This window comes from Luteibacter sp. NPDC104163, assembly GCF_055584245.1.
This window is the reverse complement of the sequence record NZ_JBVJMK010000001.1, coordinates 217,680-233,028: the sequence shown is the minus strand read 5'-3', so window position 1 is coordinate 233,028 and position 15,349 is coordinate 217,680. Positions and strand designations below refer to the sequence as shown.

General features: G+C 66.6%; 13 protein-coding genes. All 13 read left to right on the top strand.

Annotation, left to right across the window (positions count from 1 at the left end):
- Positions 1-27: 27 nt before the first annotated feature.
- The 13 genes from ACZ6YI_RS00995 to ACZ6YI_RS00935 are packed head-to-tail and all read left to right on the top strand — an operon-like array spanning position 28 to position 15,244.
- The gene (locus ACZ6YI_RS00995) at positions 28-1,299 is read left to right on the top strand and encodes an efflux RND transporter periplasmic adaptor subunit (protein ID WP_465777049.1); all 1,272 of its coding nucleotides are present in this window, start codon (positions 28-30) and stop codon (positions 1,297-1,299) included.
- Positions 1,300-1,331: 32 nt separating this feature from the next.
- Complete coding sequence (locus tag ACZ6YI_RS00990; protein WP_440324569.1) at positions 1,332-2,048, top strand: ABC transporter ATP-binding protein; 717 nt, start codon at positions 1,332-1,334, stop codon at positions 2,046-2,048.
- Positions 2,049-2,077: 29 nt separating this feature from the next.
- Positions 2,078-3,388 (top strand): ABC transporter permease, encoded by a 1,311-nt coding sequence (locus tag ACZ6YI_RS00985; RefSeq protein WP_465777048.1) that lies wholly within the window; start codon positions 2,078-2,080, stop codon positions 3,386-3,388.
- A 12-nt stretch (positions 3,389-3,400) separates the two neighbouring features.
- The gene (locus tag ACZ6YI_RS00980) at positions 3,401-4,621 is read left to right on the top strand and encodes an ABC transporter permease (protein ID WP_440324573.1); all 1,221 of its coding nucleotides are present in this window, start codon (positions 3,401-3,403) and stop codon (positions 4,619-4,621) included.
- A 21-nt stretch (positions 4,622-4,642) separates the two neighbouring features.
- Positions 4,643-5,953 carry an ABC transporter permease gene (locus ACZ6YI_RS00975; RefSeq protein WP_465777047.1) on the top strand — a complete coding sequence of 437 codons (1,311 nt, stop codon included), beginning with the start codon at positions 4,643-4,645 and terminating at the stop codon, positions 5,951-5,953.
- Positions 5,953-7,173, top strand: a complete 1,221-nt coding sequence (locus tag ACZ6YI_RS00970; protein ID WP_465777046.1) for an ABC transporter permease — start codon at positions 5,953-5,955, stop codon at positions 7,171-7,173. The genes ACZ6YI_RS00975 and ACZ6YI_RS00970 overlap by 1 nt, the downstream gene beginning before the upstream one ends.
- Positions 7,174-7,222: 49 nt before the next feature.
- Positions 7,223-8,473: an ABC transporter permease gene (locus ACZ6YI_RS00965; RefSeq protein ID WP_465777045.1), complete on the top strand. Its 1,251-nt coding sequence runs from the start codon at positions 7,223-7,225 to the stop codon at positions 8,471-8,473.
- A gap of 1 nt (position 8,474) precedes the next feature.
- A complete protein-coding gene (locus tag ACZ6YI_RS00960; protein ID WP_465777044.1) occupies positions 8,475-9,689 on the top strand; it encodes an ABC transporter permease in 1,215 nt (404 codons plus the stop codon).
- 60 nt (positions 9,690-9,749) lie between these two features.
- A complete protein-coding gene (locus ACZ6YI_RS00955) occupies positions 9,750-11,084 on the top strand; it encodes a sigma-54-dependent transcriptional regulator (RefSeq protein WP_465777366.1) in 1,335 nt (444 codons plus the stop codon).
- Positions 11,085-11,097: 13 nt separating this feature from the next.
- The gene (locus tag ACZ6YI_RS00950) at positions 11,098-12,489 is read left to right on the top strand and encodes a sensor histidine kinase (protein WP_465777043.1); all 1,392 of its coding nucleotides are present in this window, start codon (positions 11,098-11,100) and stop codon (positions 12,487-12,489) included.
- Between the two features lie 51 nt (positions 12,490-12,540).
- Positions 12,541-13,509 carry an SPFH domain-containing protein gene (locus ACZ6YI_RS00945; RefSeq protein WP_440328747.1) on the top strand — a complete coding sequence of 323 codons (969 nt, stop codon included), beginning with the start codon at positions 12,541-12,543 and terminating at the stop codon, positions 13,507-13,509.
- 21 nt (positions 13,510-13,530) lie between these two features.
- Positions 13,531-13,968 (top strand): NfeD family protein, encoded by a 438-nt coding sequence (locus ACZ6YI_RS00940; protein WP_465777042.1) that lies wholly within the window; start codon positions 13,531-13,533, stop codon positions 13,966-13,968.
- 10 nt (positions 13,969-13,978) lie between these two features.
- On the top strand, positions 13,979-15,244 hold the full coding sequence (locus tag ACZ6YI_RS00935; RefSeq protein WP_465777365.1) for a threonine/serine exporter family protein: 1,266 nt from the start codon (positions 13,979-13,981) through the stop codon (positions 15,242-15,244).
- Positions 15,245-15,349 lie beyond the last annotated feature (105 nt).

Sequence of the window (15,349 nt, the reverse complement as noted above, 5' to 3'; positions counted from 1 at the left end):
TTCATCAAGTTCTTCAGGGAAGCCCACATGATCCGAGATACCTCCGCCCAGGACCGCCTTGTCGTGGCTGGCCCGAACCGTCACCGCAAGCTGCTGATCGCCGGCGGCGCGGTGGCCGTCCTGGTGGCCATTGGCTTCGCCATCCCGAAGATCGGGACGATGTTCTCGGCCGATTCGTCCGTGAGCGCTTCGCGCCTCTCGTTCGGCACCGTGACGCGCGGTCCGTTCGTCCGCGATATCGCGGCGGAAGGCAAGGTCGTCGCCGCCGTCAGCCCGACCCTGTACGCGCCGTACGGCGGCGCGGTGGTGCTCCAGGTCCATGCCGGCGATGTGGTGAAGAAGGGCCAGGTGCTCGCCGTGGTAACCAGCCCCGAGCTGACCAACAAGCTGGCGCAGGAACAGTCGGCCGCCGACGCGATGGAAGTGGACTACCTCCGCGCACAGGTGGATGCGAAGAAGAAGCGCTCCGAATTGCAGAAGGCTTTCGACAACGCCGTGGTCGACCAGACCGCGGCCGATCGCGACCTCAAGCGCTACCAGGGCGCGTTCGACAAGGGCGCCGTGTCGAACTTCGATGTCGACAAGGCCAAGTCCACGCTGGAGAAGGCGGCGATCACGCAGAAGCACGCCGAGAGCGACCTGCACGTCGACACTGACAGCCTCACCTTCGACATCCAGGCCAAGAAACTCGCCCACGATCGCCAGGTGCTCCTGGTGAAGGACCTGCAGCGCCAGGTCGACGACCTCAACGTGAAGTCGCCGGTGGATGGCCAGGTCGGCCAGCTCTTCATCGCCGAACGCGCCACCGTCGCGAAGGATGCGCAGCTGGTCAGCGTCATCGACCTCACCGCGCTGGAAGTCGAGATGAAGGTGCCGGAAAGCTTCGCCCGCGATCTCGCCATCGGCATGCCGGGTGAGATCACCGGCAACGGCAAGGAGTGGAAGGGCAAGGTGAGCGCCATCTCGCCCGAGGTGGTGAACGGCGAAGTCGCCGCCCGCCTGCGCTTCGATGGCCAGTCGCCGCAGCAGCTGCGCCAGAGCCAGCGCCTTTCCGTCCGCATCCTGCTCGATCGCCGCGACAACGTGCTCACCGTGCAGCGTGGCTCGTTCGTCGATGAAAGCGCCGGCCGCTACGCCTATGTCGTCAACGACGGCATGGCCGACCGCCGTGACATCCGCGTCGGTGCCAGCAGCATCGACAAGGTAGAAATCCTGGACGGCCTGAAAGAGGGCGACAAGATCGTCATCTCCGGTGCCGACACCTTCGGCGACGCCAAGCACGTCGCCATCGCCCGCTGACCGTTCAAACCATTATCCAAGAGGGAACCGCCATGCTGAAGATGAACCACCTCGCCAAGGTCTACCGCACGGAAGTCGTCGAGACCTACGCGCTGCGCGATTTCAACATCGACGTGAAGGAAGGCGAGTTCGTCGCCGTCACCGGTCCGTCGGGCTCGGGCAAGACCACCTTCCTCACCATCGCCGGCCTGCTCGAGACCTTCACCGGCGGCGAGTACCACCTCGACGGTATCGAGGTGAGCCAGCTCAACGACAACGCGCGCTCGAAGATCCGCAACGAGAAGATCGGCTTCATCTTCCAGGCGTTCAACCTGATTCCCGACCTCAACGTGTACGACAACGTGGAAGTGCCGCTGCGCTACCGCGGCATGAAGGGCCCGGAGCGCAAGCAGCGCATCATGGACGCCCTCGAGCGCGTCGGCCTGGCCGCGCGTGCCCGCCACTACCCGGCGGAACTCTCGGGCGGCCAGCAGCAGCGCGTCGCCATTGCCCGTGCGCTCGCTGGCTCGCCGCGCCTGCTCCTGGCCGACGAACCGACCGGTAACCTGGATACGCAGATGGCCCGCGGCGTGATGGAACTGCTGGAAGAGATCCACCGCGAGGGCGCCACCATCGTCATGGTCACCCACGATCCCGAACTGGCGGCGCGCGCACAGCGCAACGTCCACGTGATCGATGGCCAGGTGGTCGACCTGTCCGAAGAGCCGCGCTTCCACGCGCACACGCACGCCCACACCGTCCGCTCCTGATCCCTGGCCCCGCGCCGAAGGTGGTACCCATGTTCGCCTATTACCTCCAGCTGGGCCTGCGCAGCCTGCGCAAGAACCCGATGCTCACCGCCCTCATGGTGATGGCCATCGGCTTCGGCGTGGCCGCCTCGATGACGACGTACTCGGTGTACCGGGCGACGTCACGCGACCCGATCCCGCAGAAGTCCAGCGTGCTGTTCAACACGCAGGTCGACGCGTTCGGCCCGGAGAACATCGAGAACGGCGAGCCGGCGCCCGCGCTGACTTACACGGATGCCACCGCCATCCTGCGGGCGCACAAGGCCGCGCACCAGGCGATCATCTACCCGGTGAACGTCTCCGTGATCCCGGATGACGCGGCCCGCCTGCCGATGCGGCAGACGGCCTACGCCAACGGGGCCGACATGTTCGGCATGTTCGACATGCCCTTCCTGCAGGGGCGCGCGTGGACCCGTGATGACGACGAGAAGCATGCGAGCGTCGTAGTGATCACCAAGGACCTCAACGACAAGGTGTTCAACGGCGGCCAGAGCGTCGGCAAGCAGCTCAACCTCGATGGGCGCCTGTTCACCGTCGTGGGCGTCATGGATAACTGGGCGCCGCAGCCGCTGTTCTTCGATGCACCCAATACGGGCGGTTTCGTCGACGAAGGGGCGTCGGTGTATATCCCCTTCACCCGCGCCATCGACCTTCAGCTCGGCACCAACGGCAACAACAACTGCGTCAAGGAGCCCGAGCAGGGCTGGGATGGCTACCTGCGCTCCGAATGCGTATGGCTCTCGCTCTGGACGCAGCTGGATAGCCAGGCCGAAGTCGATGCGTACCGCAACTACCTCAACGGCTACGCGGCGGAGCAGCAGCGCGCAGGGCGCTGGAGCTGGGCACCGAACGTCAAGGTCCGCAACGTCACCGACTGGCTCGACTTCCAGAAGGTCGTGCCGAAGGAATCGACCATCTCGCTGGTCGTGTCGCTGGGTTTCCTCGCGATCTGCCTGGTGAACACCATCGGCCTGCTCCTCGCGAAGTTCATGCGCCGCTCCCAGGAGATCGGCGTGCGTCGCGCACTGGGCGCCTCACGCGCCACGATCTACGCGCAGTTCCTGATCGAAGCGGGCGCGGTCGGCATCGCCGGTGGCGTGCTCGGGTTGATCCTGACCGGGCTGGGCATGCTGGGCACCACGCTGGTTTTCCCGTCCGATATCGCCCGCCTGGCAGCGCTCGATCCCACGCTGATCCTCCTGACGCTGCTGACCTCCATCGCAGCCACGGTGATCGCCGCTTTCTATCCCACGTGGCGCGCCGCTCAGGTGCAGCCGGCGTGGCAGCTGAAGTCCAACTAAGGGCACGCTGGCATGAACCTCCAGATCAAACCCATCCTCTCCGCGCTGCGCCGGCACAAGGCGGGCACCATCCTCATCGCGCTGCAGATCGCGCTCACCCTGGCCATCGTCTGCAACGCGCTGTTCATCGTGCACCAGCGCATCGAGCGGTCGAACCGCCTGACCGGCATGGACGAGAGCAACGTCATCGCCGTGCAGAACCGCTACGTTGGCAAACCGGATTCGTTCCTCCCGCTGATGCAGACCGACGTGGCGGCGCTGCGCAATATCCCGGGCGTCGAGTCGGCCTATGTGACCAATGCGTATCCGCTGCGCCGTGGCGGCTGGTCGACCGGCATGCAGACCGACCCGACCAAGACCAAGGACAGCCTGCCGAGCGCCCTGTACTTCGTGGACGAGCAGGCGTTGAAGACGCTCGGCGTCAAGCTGATCGCCGGGCGCAACTTCACGCCCTCGGAAATCGTGAACCTTGCCCCGCAGAGCACGCCGGCACCCGCACAGGTCATCATCACCAAGGCGATCGCCGACAAGCTGTTCCCCAACGGCGATGCGCTCGGCAAGTCGATCTACTACGCGAAGAACAAGCCATCCACGGTCATCGGCATCGTCGAGAAGCTCACGGTGCCCTGGATCGAGTTCGAGCACATGGATAACGTGACGCTGATGCCGATCCGGTTCGACAGCGGCTACCAGCACTTCCTGGTGCGCGCCCGCCCGGGCCAGCAGGATGCCGTCTACAAGGCGATCCCCAATGCGCTGTACAAGGTGAGCCGCATGCGCGTGCTGCCGGAGAAGTACGGCCTGCGTACGTTCGATGTGGTGCGAGCCAATGCCTACGAGGCCGACCGCGGCATGGCGATCCTGATGACGGTGGTGTGCGCCGTGCTGCTGGCGATCACCGCGGCGGGCATCGTCGGCCTGTCGAGCTTCTGGGTGGGCCAGCGCCGCAAGCAGATCGGCGTGCGCCGCGCGCTCGGCGCCCGTCGTTCGGACATCCTCAGCTACTTCATGACCGAGAACTTCCTGATCGCATTGGGCGGCGTGATCGTCGGTACCGTCCTCGCGCTGGGCCTCAGCCAGTGGATGCTGAAGTACTTCGAGATGCCGCGCGTTTCCGTGACCTATGTCGCCGTCGGCGTGGTGCTCCTGCTCGTGCTGGGCCAGGCCGCCGTCTTCGCACCCGCCCTGCGCGCATCGAAAGTGTCGCCGGTCGAAGCGACCCGTAGCGTCTGATCCGGAACACCAGGAGTAGTGATGTTCGGTTATTACCTCGAGCTGGCCCTGCGTAGCCTCAAGCGAAGCAAGGCCCTGACGGCGCTGATGGTGCTGGCGGTGGCCATGGGCATCGGCGCCTGCATGACCACGCTCACGGTGCTGCACGTGGTGTCGGGCGACCCGATCCCCAGCAAGAGCCAGCGGCTGTTCTATCCGCAGCTCGAGCCGCGCGACACGGACAACGGGTTCTACAGCAAGGGCGAGCCGCCGTCGCAGGTCTCGTGGCAGGACGGCATGGCGTTGCTCAAGGCGGGCCGTGCCGACCGCCAGGCCCTGATGACCGGCGGCACGGCGCCGGTGCAGCAGGATGGCAGCCAGGCGGAGCCCTTTTTTGCCCGGGCGCGCTATACCACCGCCGATTTCTTTCCCATGTTCGAGGTGCCGCTTCGCTATGGGCACGCGTGGTCCAAGGCCGAGGATGAGGCTCGCGCGCGCATCGTCGTCATCAGCAGCGTGCTGAACAACCGCCTGTTCCACGGCGAGGACAGCACCGGCCGCACGCTGCGCTACAACGGCGTGACCCTGCAGATCGTCGGGGTGATGAAACCCTGGCGGCCGCATCCGCATTTCTACGACCTGAACGCCGATAGTTATGCGGACACGGAAGAGCTGTTCATGCCGCTCAGCACGTCGCGCGACCTGCATGGCCCGCGCAACGGCTCACGCGATTGCTGGGGGCAGGGCGGCAAGGTGCAGGAAGATGTGCTCGAGACCGCGAATTGCACCTGGATGCAGCTGTGGGTCGAGATCGACGATCCGGCGAAGGTCGCCGACTACAAGGCGTTCCTGACTCACTATTCGGAAGAGCAGCGCGCCGCCGGCCGTTTCAAGCTCCCGGTGAACGTGCGCCTGCGCAACGTGACCCAGTGGCTGGATTACAACCAGGTCGTTCCGAGCGATGTTCACCTGCAGGTCTGGCTGGCCCTCGGCTTCTTCGTCGTGTGCCTGGTGAATACCGTGGGCCTCATGCTCGCGAAATTCCTGCGCCGTTCCGGGGAGATCGGTGTTCGCCGTGCCCTGGGCGCGTCGCGCGTGGCAGTGTTCGCGCAGCTGCTTACCGAGGCAGGGATCATCGGTCTAAGCGGTGGGCTCGCCGGGCTGGTCATGGCGGTCGGCGGCCTGTGGCTGGTCCGCCAGCAACCGGACGACTATGCCTCGCTGGCGCACCTCGACCTGCCCATGCTGGCGGCGACGTTCGCCATCGCCATCACCGCCACGCTGGTCGCCGGCCTGCTGCCTGCCTGGCGCGCGTGCCAGGTCACACCCGCCCTGCAGCTGAAGAGTTCGTGATGCTGGATATCCGACCCATTCTTTCGACGCTCAAGCGCCACAAGGTCACCGCGATCCTGCTGGTGCTGGAAATCGCGCTGACCTGCGCCATCGTTTGCAATGCCGTGTTCCTGGTACGCCAGCGGCTCGACTGGATGGCCATGCCCAGCGGCATCGACGAGGCCAACGTGGTGGAGGTACGGCCGGTCAACATCGGCTCGACGCCGGCCATGCATGCGCGTGTGGATGAAGCCCTGAACGCCCTGCGGCAGATCCCCGGGGTGGAGCACGCGGCCCTGGCCAATGAAATCCCCTTCGGTGGCGAATCCTGGAACGACGGCATCAAGCTGGACCCGGATGTGGTTACGCCCGCCATGCATGTCACGGCGTTCTACGGCGACAACCTCATCGATGCGTTTGGCTTGCAGTTGCTGAAGGGTCGCAACTTTGCGTCCGACGAGTACGCGTGGCTCGATGACATCACCAGCGGTCGGAAGGATGTGGTGATCCCGCACGTGGTCATCATCACGCGGTTCATGGAAGACCGGTTGTTCCATGGCAACGCGCTGGGCAAGACGCTTTACTACGGCGGCGAACCGATGCGGGTCGTCGGAGTGGTAGGCGACGTGGCGCGGCCCAGTATCGCGGACCGCTCACTCACCTATGGCAGCATGATCCTGCCCGTCCACATGAGCGAAGGCCTCGGTGCGACCTACGTGATGCGCACGGCGCCGGGCCAGTCCGATGCCGTCCTGAAGGCAGCGGCCGCGAAGTTGCGCGAGCTCGACCCGAACCGGGTGATCCAGCGCAAGCGGCACTACAGCGAGGTGCGTGCCGCTTTCTTCGCCAGCGACCGTGCCATGGCCGGCCTGCTCGTCGGGGTATGCATCGCGCTGCTTATCGTGACCGCCCTGGGCATCGTGGGGCTGGGCAGCTTCTGGGTGGCGCAACGGCGCCGGCAGATCGGCGTGCGCCGCGCGCTGGGTGCGACGCGCAGCGATGTCCTGCGTTACTTCCAGACCGAGAACTTCCTGCTCGCCACCATGGGCATCGTCCTCGGCATGGTGCTCGCCTACGGCATCAACATCGTGCTGATGGTGTTCTACGAACTGCCCCGGCTACCGCCGCATTACCTGCCGCTGGGGGCTGTCGCCCTCTGGCTGCTGGGCCAGGCCGCCGTGTATGCCCCCGCGCGACGTGCATCGTGCGTACCACCTGTCGAGGCCACGCGTGGGAACTGAGTTCGCGTATTACCTGGAAATGGCGGTCCGTAGCCTGCGACGGAACCCCATGCTCACCGCCCTGATGATCCTCGCCGTGGCCCTGGGTATTGGCGCCTGCATGACGACGCTGACGGCGTTGCATGTGCTGAGTGGCGATCCGCTCCCCGGAAAGAGCGGCAGCATCTACATGCCGCGCATTGATCCGACCGCCCTCGAGTCCAGCAATGACCCGCTGCCGCCGGATGAGGTGACCTGGATCGATGGCATGGCCATGCTGCACGCACGCCGGGCGACGTACCAGGCGCTGATGGTGGGCGGGCTGGGTACCATCCGCCCGGAAGATCCGGCCGTCGATCCGTTCATGGCCCCCGCGCGTTACACGACCGCCGACTTCTTCCCGATGTTCGACGTGCCGTTCCGCTTCGGTGGCGACTGGAATGCGGTGGACGATGAACGGCGTGCCCGTGTGGCCGTCATCAGCGACACACTCAACCAGCGGCTGTTCGCCGGCGCCAACAGTATTGGACGGTCGATCCATGTGAACGACGCCACCTTCCGCATCATCGGCGTCCTCGCCCCGTGGCGGCCCGTGCCGCATTTCTACGACACGAACACCGGTGACTACACCACGGCCGAAGACATTTTCGTGCCGCTCGGTGCCGCGCGAGACACGCAGCTGCCACGCGACGGAGGCATCTCGTGCTGGGGCCAGGGGAGTGGGCAGGAGGAGCAGATGGAATCGGCGTCATGCGTCTGGCTGCAGTTCTGGGTGCAGCTCGATACCCCGGCGGCGGTCAGCGCCTACCAGTCGTTCCTCGATGGTTACGTCCGCGAGCAACACGCGTCGGGTCGCTTCGAACGCCAGACGCCGGCATCGCTGACGAGCGTGCCTGCGTTCCTGGACGAGAAGAAGGTCGTACCCGACGACGTGCGCCTGCAGTTCTGGCTGGCCGTATCCTTTTTTGCCGTATGCCTCGTGAACACCGTGGGGCTGATGCTCGCGAAGTTCCTGCGCCGTGCGGGTGAACTGGGCGTGCGCCGTGCCCTTGGCGCGTCACGACGGGACATCTTCGCGCAGCTCGTGGTCGAGGCCGGAATCATCGGTTTCGTCGGCGGGCTCGTCGGCCTCGGCTTCGCCTGGATCGGGCTGATGCTCATACGTATCAATCCCGACCACAGCGCGCAGCTCGCCCACCTGGATCTCACCATGCTGGTGACGACCTTCCTCCTCTCGGTCGCGGCGGCCATGCTGGCCGGGCTGTTTCCCGCGTGGCGCGCCTGCCAGGTGCCGCCGGGCCTCCACCTCAAGAGCCAGTGACATGCGCCTGGATATCGCCCCCATCCTCGCGGCGCTTGGCCGCCACCGGATCACGGCCACCCTGCTCGTGCTGCAGATCGGCCTGACCTGCGCGATCGTCTGCAATGCGCTGTTCCTCGTGAACGACCGGCTCCGCTGGATCGATACCCCCAGTGGTGTCGAGGAAGACCGACTCGCGAACATCGACCTTTCGTCGCCCGGGAAGAACGTGGATATCCACGCGCGCACCGAGGCGGACCTGGCGGTTCTTCGTGCCGTACCCGGCGTGGAGGGCGCGGAAGCGGTCAATTCGGTTCCCTTCGGCTCGCGCTCCTGGAGCACCAATGTCCGGCTGTCACCCGATGAGAAGCAGTCACGGGCCAGTGTCGCGGAGTACTACGGCAAGGGCGTCGGTGAACTCTTCGGAGCGAAACTGCTGGAGGGGCGCTGGCTGCGGCCGGATGAATACCAATGGGTCGATGATGTCGTCGCCAGGAAGGCCGAGGCGGCGCACGTGATCGTGGTGACCGCCGCCGTGGCGCGCCGGTTGTTCCCTGGCAAGGATGCATTGGGCCAGGTCCTCTACATGCATGGTGCGGACTACCGGATCGTGGGCGTGGTGGCCCAGCTCGCACGGGCCTCCGGCATGCGCGACAACGTGAACGAGGTCATCCTCACCCCGTGGCGCATGCTGCCGACGTACGGCGCCGGCTACGTCATCAGGACGGCCCCAGGCAAGGCAGGCGAGGTGCTCGAAGCGGCCGCCGCGGCGCTGAAGAAGCAGGATCCGCGGCGCGTCATCCTGGAGAAGGTGACTTTCCGTGAGATCCGCGAGCGCTTCTTTGCGAGCGACCGTTCGCTCATGGCCATGCTGATCGGTGCTTGCGTGGTGCTGCTCGCGGTCACGGCCCTTGGCATCGTCGGCCTTGCCAGCTTCTGGGTGGCGCAAAGGCGTCGGCAGATCGGCGTGCGTCGCGCGCTCGGTGCGACGCGTGGCGACGTGCTGCGCTACTTCCAGACCGAGAACTTCCTCCTGGCCAGCATGGGCATCGGGCTCGGGATGGTGCTCGCCTACGGCATGAACCTCGTGCTCATGCTGCATTACGAGATCCCGCGACTCCCGCTGGCCTACCTGCCCGCCGGGGCGCTGACCCTCTGGCTGCTGGGCCAGGCCGCCGTGCTGGCCCCGGCGCTGCGTGCGGCCGCGGTCTCGCCCGTGGAGGCCACCCGTGGATAGAATGGGGATTGCAACCTTTTCCGGGGGAGATGCATCCATGACGGCATGCAAAGGGACAAGATGCGCTGCGTACTGATCATTGACGACAACCCCGCCGTGGGCGAGGCCCTGTCGCTCGCGCTGAGCCTGCGCGATATCCGGCCGCTGGTGGCCCTGACGCCCGAAGACGGGCTGGCCACGCTCGCGCGCGAGCGCGTCGACGTCGTGATCCAGGATATGAACTTCACCGCCGACACCACGTCCGGTGAAGAGGGTGCGGCGTTGTTCAAGGCCATCCGGGCCCGCCACACCGACCTGCCGGTCATCCTGCTTACGGCCTGGACCCATCTGGAAGCGGCGGTCGAACTGGTGAAGGCCGGTGCGGCCGACTATCTCGCCAAGCCGTGGGACGACACCAAGCTGCTTGCGACGGTCGAGAACCTGCTCGAGCTTTCCGAGACCACGCGCGAGGTCACCCGGGCGCGTAACGAGCGCCGCCGCCGACGCGAGGCGCTGGAAAGCAAATACGAGCTCGACGGCCTGGTGTTCGCTTCCGAGGCCATGAGCCGCACGGTCGAGCTGGCCTGCCAGGTCGCGCGTTCCGATGTACCCGTGCTCATCACCGGCCCGAACGGTGCGGGCAAGGAACGGATCGCCGCGATCGTCCACGCGAATTCCCCGGTCCGCCGTGGCCCGTTCATCGCGGTGAACTGCGGCGCGCTGCCTGGTGAACTCATCGAAGCCGAGCTGTTCGGTGCCGATGCGGGCGCCTACACCGGTGCGAACAAGGCCCGTGAGGGCCGTTTCGAGCTGGCCGATGGTGGCACGCTGTTCCTCGATGAAATCGGCAACCTGCCGCTGCCGGGGCAGATGAAGCTCCTGCGCGTGCTGGAGACCGGCCAGTTCGAACGGCTCGGCTCGGGGCGCACCCGCCAGGTCAAGGTGCGCGTCGTCAGCGCGACCAATGCGGACCTGAAGGCGATGATTGCCGCGGGGACGTTCCGCGAGGATCTCTACTACCGCCTCAACGTCATCGACGTGAACCTGCCGCCGCTCTCGGAGCGTTGCGACGATATCCTTCCGCTGGCCGAGTTCTTCCTGGATGGGAAGGCCGAGCTGAGCGAGGATGCGCGCGAGGCGCTGCTTGCGCATGCGTGGCCGGGCAACGTCCGTGAACTGAAGAACGCCATGGCGCGCGCCGCGCTGCTGGCGGCGGGTGGCCGCATCGAGCCTTCGCACCTCAACCTGCCCATGCCCACCGCTTCCACCAACCGCAACCTGGATGAACCCAGCCGCGAATCGGTCGAAGCGGCGCTGGCCACGGCCGGCGGTGTCGTCAGCCGCGCCGCGAGCAGCCTGGGTCTCTCGCGCCAGGCGCTATACCGGCGCATGGAGCGCTACGGGCTCGCGGTCTGATACGTTCCCTGCCATGAAGCGCTTCTCGCTGGAAGGTCGGATGGCCATCGTCGTCGCTGCCTCGGCGGTGATGGGAGCGCTCGTCTTCGCAGGCGTCGCGATCTGGCCCTTTCCGCAGGCGGTCGCCTGGCTCGACGAACTGGCGAAGAACCCCGGCCACGCCGTCGTGCCTGGGCCGTCGGCGCCGGTGGATACACGCACGGCGCTCATCATCTGCTTCCTCCTGCTTGTGCCCCTCTCCGCATGGATGGCGCATGTGCTGGTGGAACCGATCCGCCGGCTCATGCGCGCGCTGGAAAGCGCCGTGGCCAGTTACCGCGACGGCGACTACAGCATGTCCATCGGCACCGACCGCATGGACGAGCTCGGTGACCTGATCCGCATGCACAACCAGCTCGGCACGATCCTGCGCGAACAGCGGCAGAACCTGGCCCAGCGTGAGCTCCTGCTGGATACCGTCGTGCAGAACACGCCAGTGGCGCTGGTGTTGACCGACGCTTCGGGCAAGGTCACCTACGCCAACATCGCCGCGCGCCATCTCTTCAACGAGGGCAGGGCACTCGCGGGGCTCGACTTCGCCAGCGTGCTCGCGGCGATGCCGGAGAACCTGCGCGTCGCGGCGGCGGCGGGCGAGGATGCGCTGTTCACCGTGGAGATGGAGGGTAGCGAGGAGACCTTCCATCTTTCGCAGCGCGGGTTCCGCCTGCAGGGGCGGCCGCATCGCCTGCAGCTGTACCGGCGCATGACCCGGGAGCTCTCGCGCCAGGAAGTGCACACGTGGAAACGCGTGATCCGCGTCATCAGCCACGAACTCAACAATTCGCTGGCGCCGATCTCCTCGCTCTCGCACTCCGGTGCCGAGCTGGCGCGGCGCGGTGACCTCGAACGTCTTCCGGGCGTATTCGCCTCGATCGGCGATCGGGCGAAGCATCTGCACGGGTTTATCTCCGGCTACGCCAGCTTCGCCAAGCTGCCGGCCCCCCAGGCGCGTGAGATCGCCTGGGAGCCGTTCCTCGAGGCACTGGGCCTGCACGCGCGCTTCGAACTCAGTGCGCCGCCGCCCAAGCAGCCGGGCTGGTTCGACCCCACCCAGATCGAGCAGGTGCTGATCAACCTGATCAAGAACGCCCACGAGGCGGGTGGCGACGAGAAGGATGTCACCGTGGGTGTCCATATCGTGGGGCGTGACTGCCTTATCGATGTGTCCGACCGCGGCCCCGGCATGAGCGAGACAGTCCTCGCCCAGGCGCTGTTGCCGTTCTATTCGACCAAGCGCTCCGGTACGGGGCTGGGCCTTGCCCTGGCCCGCGAAATTTCGGAAGCCCATGGCGGCCGCATTGCGCTGGCGAATCGCGAAGGTGGTGGCCTGCGCGTGACCCTGGTGCTCCCCGCCGGCCCGCACTGATTCGCTTCGCCTATACTCCGGTTGAATTCACGCCGAAGGGAGTAGGGCACCATGGGAAGCATCGTCGCGCTGGTCGTGATCGTCGTCGCGGTCATCGTCCTGGCCAAGTTGATCCGCATCGTGCCCCAGGGCTACGAATGGACCGTGGAAATGTTCGGCAAGTACACGGGCACGCTGACGCCCGGCCTGCATTTCCTCATCCCGTTCGTCTACAACATCGGGCGCAAGATGAACATGATGGAGCAGGTGCTCGATGTCCCCTCGCAGGACGTGATCACCAAGGACAACGCCGTCGTCCGCGTGGATGGCGTGGTGTTCTACCAGGTGCTCGACGCGGCCAAGGCGGCGTACGAGGTGGCGAACCTCGAGATGGCCGCGCTCGCGCTCATCATGACCAACATCCGTACCGTGCTCGGCTCCATGGACCTGGATGAAAGCCTGAGCCAGCGCGATGCCATCAACGCCAAGCTGCTCACCGTCATCGACGAGGCCACGCACCCCTGGGGCGTGAAGGTCACCCGCATCGAGATCAAGGACATCTCGCCGCCGCGCGACCTCGTGGACGCGATGGCCCGGCAGATGAAGGCCGAGCGCGAGAAGCGCGCCAACATCCTCGATGCCGAGGGCTTCCGCCAGGCCGCGATCCTCAAGGCCGATGGCGAAAAGCAGTCGGCGATCCTCGAGGCCGAGGGCAAGAAGGAGGCGGCATTCCGCGAGGCCGAAGCGCGCGAGCGCCTGGCCGAAGCGGAAGCGAAGGCCACCACGATGGTCTCCGGCGCCATCGCCAGCGGCGATGTCAACGCACTGAATTACTTCGTCGCCACCAAGTACGTCGAGGCGCTGGTGGAGATGGCCAAGAGCCCGAACCAGAAGACCTTGCTGCTGCCGATGGAGTCGGTGGGCATCCTGGGTTCGCTGGCCGGCATCGCTGAACTGGCGAAAGATTCGCTCACCAGCCAGCGCGTGCAGGCACCGCAGGTCGGCCCGCAGCCGCCGCGCACGCCACCGCTGGCGCGCTGAGCCACCATGGGGGAGGTCGCCATGCATTACATCTGGTGGATCGTGGCATTGCTGCTCATCGGCGGCGAAGTGATCATGCCCGGCTATTTCATGCTGTGGATCGGCATCGCCGCCGCGGCGATGGGTATCGTGCTGTTCGCCGTCCCCGAACTGGGCCCGCTCACGCAAGCCGTGCTGTTCGCGGTCTTCACCTTCGTTTCCTGTTTCGCGTACTGGAAGTTCGTGCGGCCGCGGATCGCCCGCGTGCCTTCGGGCAACGAGCGCCTGAACCGCCGGGGCGAGCAGCTGATCGGCCAGCGCTTCACGCTGTGCGATGCCATCGTCAATGGACGCGGCAAGGCGAAAGTGGGCGATGGCATGTGGCTGGTGAACGGCCCCGATCTGCCCCTGGGCGCCACGGTCGAGGTGACCGGGATCGAGGGCACCACGCTACGGGTCAAGGCGGTGGAGGTTGGCTGACATCCCGCCGATGGCGGTGCCGGTGAGCTTCGCCACCACGGCGATCAACACCCGCATCGCCTTCCTGACCGAACTGGCGCGGCGCCTGCACCAGTACGGCACCACCGCGCCCCGCCTGGAAACGGCGATCGCGCGATCCGCGCAGCGTATCGGTCTCTCGGCCGAGGTGTGGTCCAGTCCCACGGCGATCATCGTCTCGTTCGCCGACCTGGGCCAGGGTGAGGACGGCGTGGCGCAGGTGACCCAGGTCATGCGCCTGCCGCCCGGCGACGTGAACCTGGCCCGCCTTGTCGAGGCCGACCGCATCGCGGATGCGGTGATCGACGGTCAGATGGAATTGCGCGAAGGATTCCACCTGCTCCGCAAGCTCGGCGCGCCGGAGACCTTCCGCGCGGAGCTGGGCGTGATCGCCAGTTATGGGCTGTGCGCCGCCAGCGTCGTGGCGCTGCTGCTGCACAGCGCGTGGCCCGACCTGGTCACGGCCGGCATCATCGGGGTGATCATCGGCTGCATTACCGTCGCCTCGGGGAGCCGCCCGCGCCTCGCCGCGGCCAGCGAGGCGATCAGCGCCATGGTTGCCACGGCGATCGCTACCGTGGTCGCCGCTTACATCGTCCCGCTGGCGCTGAAGTCGGTCATCCTGGGCAGCCTCATCGTGCTGCTGCCCGGCATGGCGCTCACCACGGCCGTCCGCGAGATCTCCAGCCAGCACCTCGTTGCGGGCGTTGCCCGCATGGGCGGCGCGGTGGCCACCCTGCTGAAGCTCACCTTCGGCACCGTGGCAGCGACCCAGATCTGCGAGGCACTCGGCATCGTGCCGCACGACTACGCCCTCCCGCCGCTGCCGGGCTGGGCGGACTGGCCTTCGCTCGTCCTCGGCGCGTTCTCGTTCGCGATCCTTTTCCGCGCGGCCCGGCGCGACTGGCTGGTCGTCATGGGCGCGGTCATCCTGGGCTACCTCGCCACGCGCTGGGGCGGCCAGATTTCCGGTTCGCTGCCCGGCGCCCCGTTCGGCGTGTTTATCGGCGGCGTGCTGCTGGGCTCGCTGAGCAACGTGTATGCTCGCTTCGCGCAGCAGCCCGGCGCGGTGGTGCGCGAGCCCGGCATCATCCTGCTGGTGCCCGGGTCGGTGAGCTTCCGCAGCGTGTCGTTCCTGCTCGACCACGATACGTCGCTGGGCATGGACACGGGCCTGCTCGGCGTCACCCTGCTGGTCTCCCTCGTGGCCGGCTTGCTGTTCGGCGACCTGATCATCGCCCCCCGGCGCTCCCTATAGCCCGCCCGTCCCCTTGTGGGAGCGGGGGGGGGCGGGGGGGGGGGGTGGGGCACACACCAAAGGGCGCCAGCGCGCGGCCCCAGGGAACAAAAAAGGCCCCGGTTT

What these genes read in the sequence shown, in the direction of transcription:
- ACZ6YI_RS00995 (WP_465777049.1), top strand. Translation starts at nt 28, where the DNA reads ATGATCCGAGATACCTCCGCCCAGGACCGCCTTGTCGTGGCTGGCCCG.
- ACZ6YI_RS00990 (WP_440324569.1), top strand. Translation starts at nt 1,332, where the DNA reads ATGCTGAAGATGAACCACCTCGCCAAGGTCTACCGCACGGAAGTCGTC.
- ACZ6YI_RS00985 (WP_465777048.1), top strand. Translation starts at nt 2,078, where the DNA reads ATGTTCGCCTATTACCTCCAGCTGGGCCTGCGCAGCCTGCGCAAGAAC.
- ACZ6YI_RS00980 (WP_440324573.1), top strand. Translation starts at nt 3,401, where the DNA reads ATGAACCTCCAGATCAAACCCATCCTCTCCGCGCTGCGCCGGCACAAG.
- ACZ6YI_RS00975 (WP_465777047.1), top strand. Translation starts at nt 4,643, where the DNA reads ATGTTCGGTTATTACCTCGAGCTGGCCCTGCGTAGCCTCAAGCGAAGC.
- ACZ6YI_RS00970 (WP_465777046.1), top strand. Translation starts at nt 5,953, where the DNA reads ATGCTGGATATCCGACCCATTCTTTCGACGCTCAAGCGCCACAAGGTC.
- ACZ6YI_RS00965 (WP_465777045.1), top strand. Translation starts at nt 7,223, where the DNA reads ATGCTCACCGCCCTGATGATCCTCGCCGTGGCCCTGGGTATTGGCGCC.
- ACZ6YI_RS00960 (WP_465777044.1), top strand. Translation starts at nt 8,475, where the DNA reads ATGCGCCTGGATATCGCCCCCATCCTCGCGGCGCTTGGCCGCCACCGG.
- ACZ6YI_RS00955 (WP_465777366.1), top strand. Translation starts at nt 9,750, where the DNA reads ATGCGCTGCGTACTGATCATTGACGACAACCCCGCCGTGGGCGAGGCC.
- ACZ6YI_RS00950 (WP_465777043.1), top strand. Translation starts at nt 11,098, where the DNA reads ATGAAGCGCTTCTCGCTGGAAGGTCGGATGGCCATCGTCGTCGCTGCC.
- ACZ6YI_RS00945 (WP_440328747.1), top strand. Translation starts at nt 12,541, where the DNA reads ATGGGAAGCATCGTCGCGCTGGTCGTGATCGTCGTCGCGGTCATCGTC.
- ACZ6YI_RS00940 (WP_465777042.1), top strand. Translation starts at nt 13,531, where the DNA reads ATGCATTACATCTGGTGGATCGTGGCATTGCTGCTCATCGGCGGCGAA.
- ACZ6YI_RS00935 (WP_465777365.1), top strand. Translation starts at nt 13,979, where the DNA reads ATGGCGGTGCCGGTGAGCTTCGCCACCACGGCGATCAACACCCGCATC.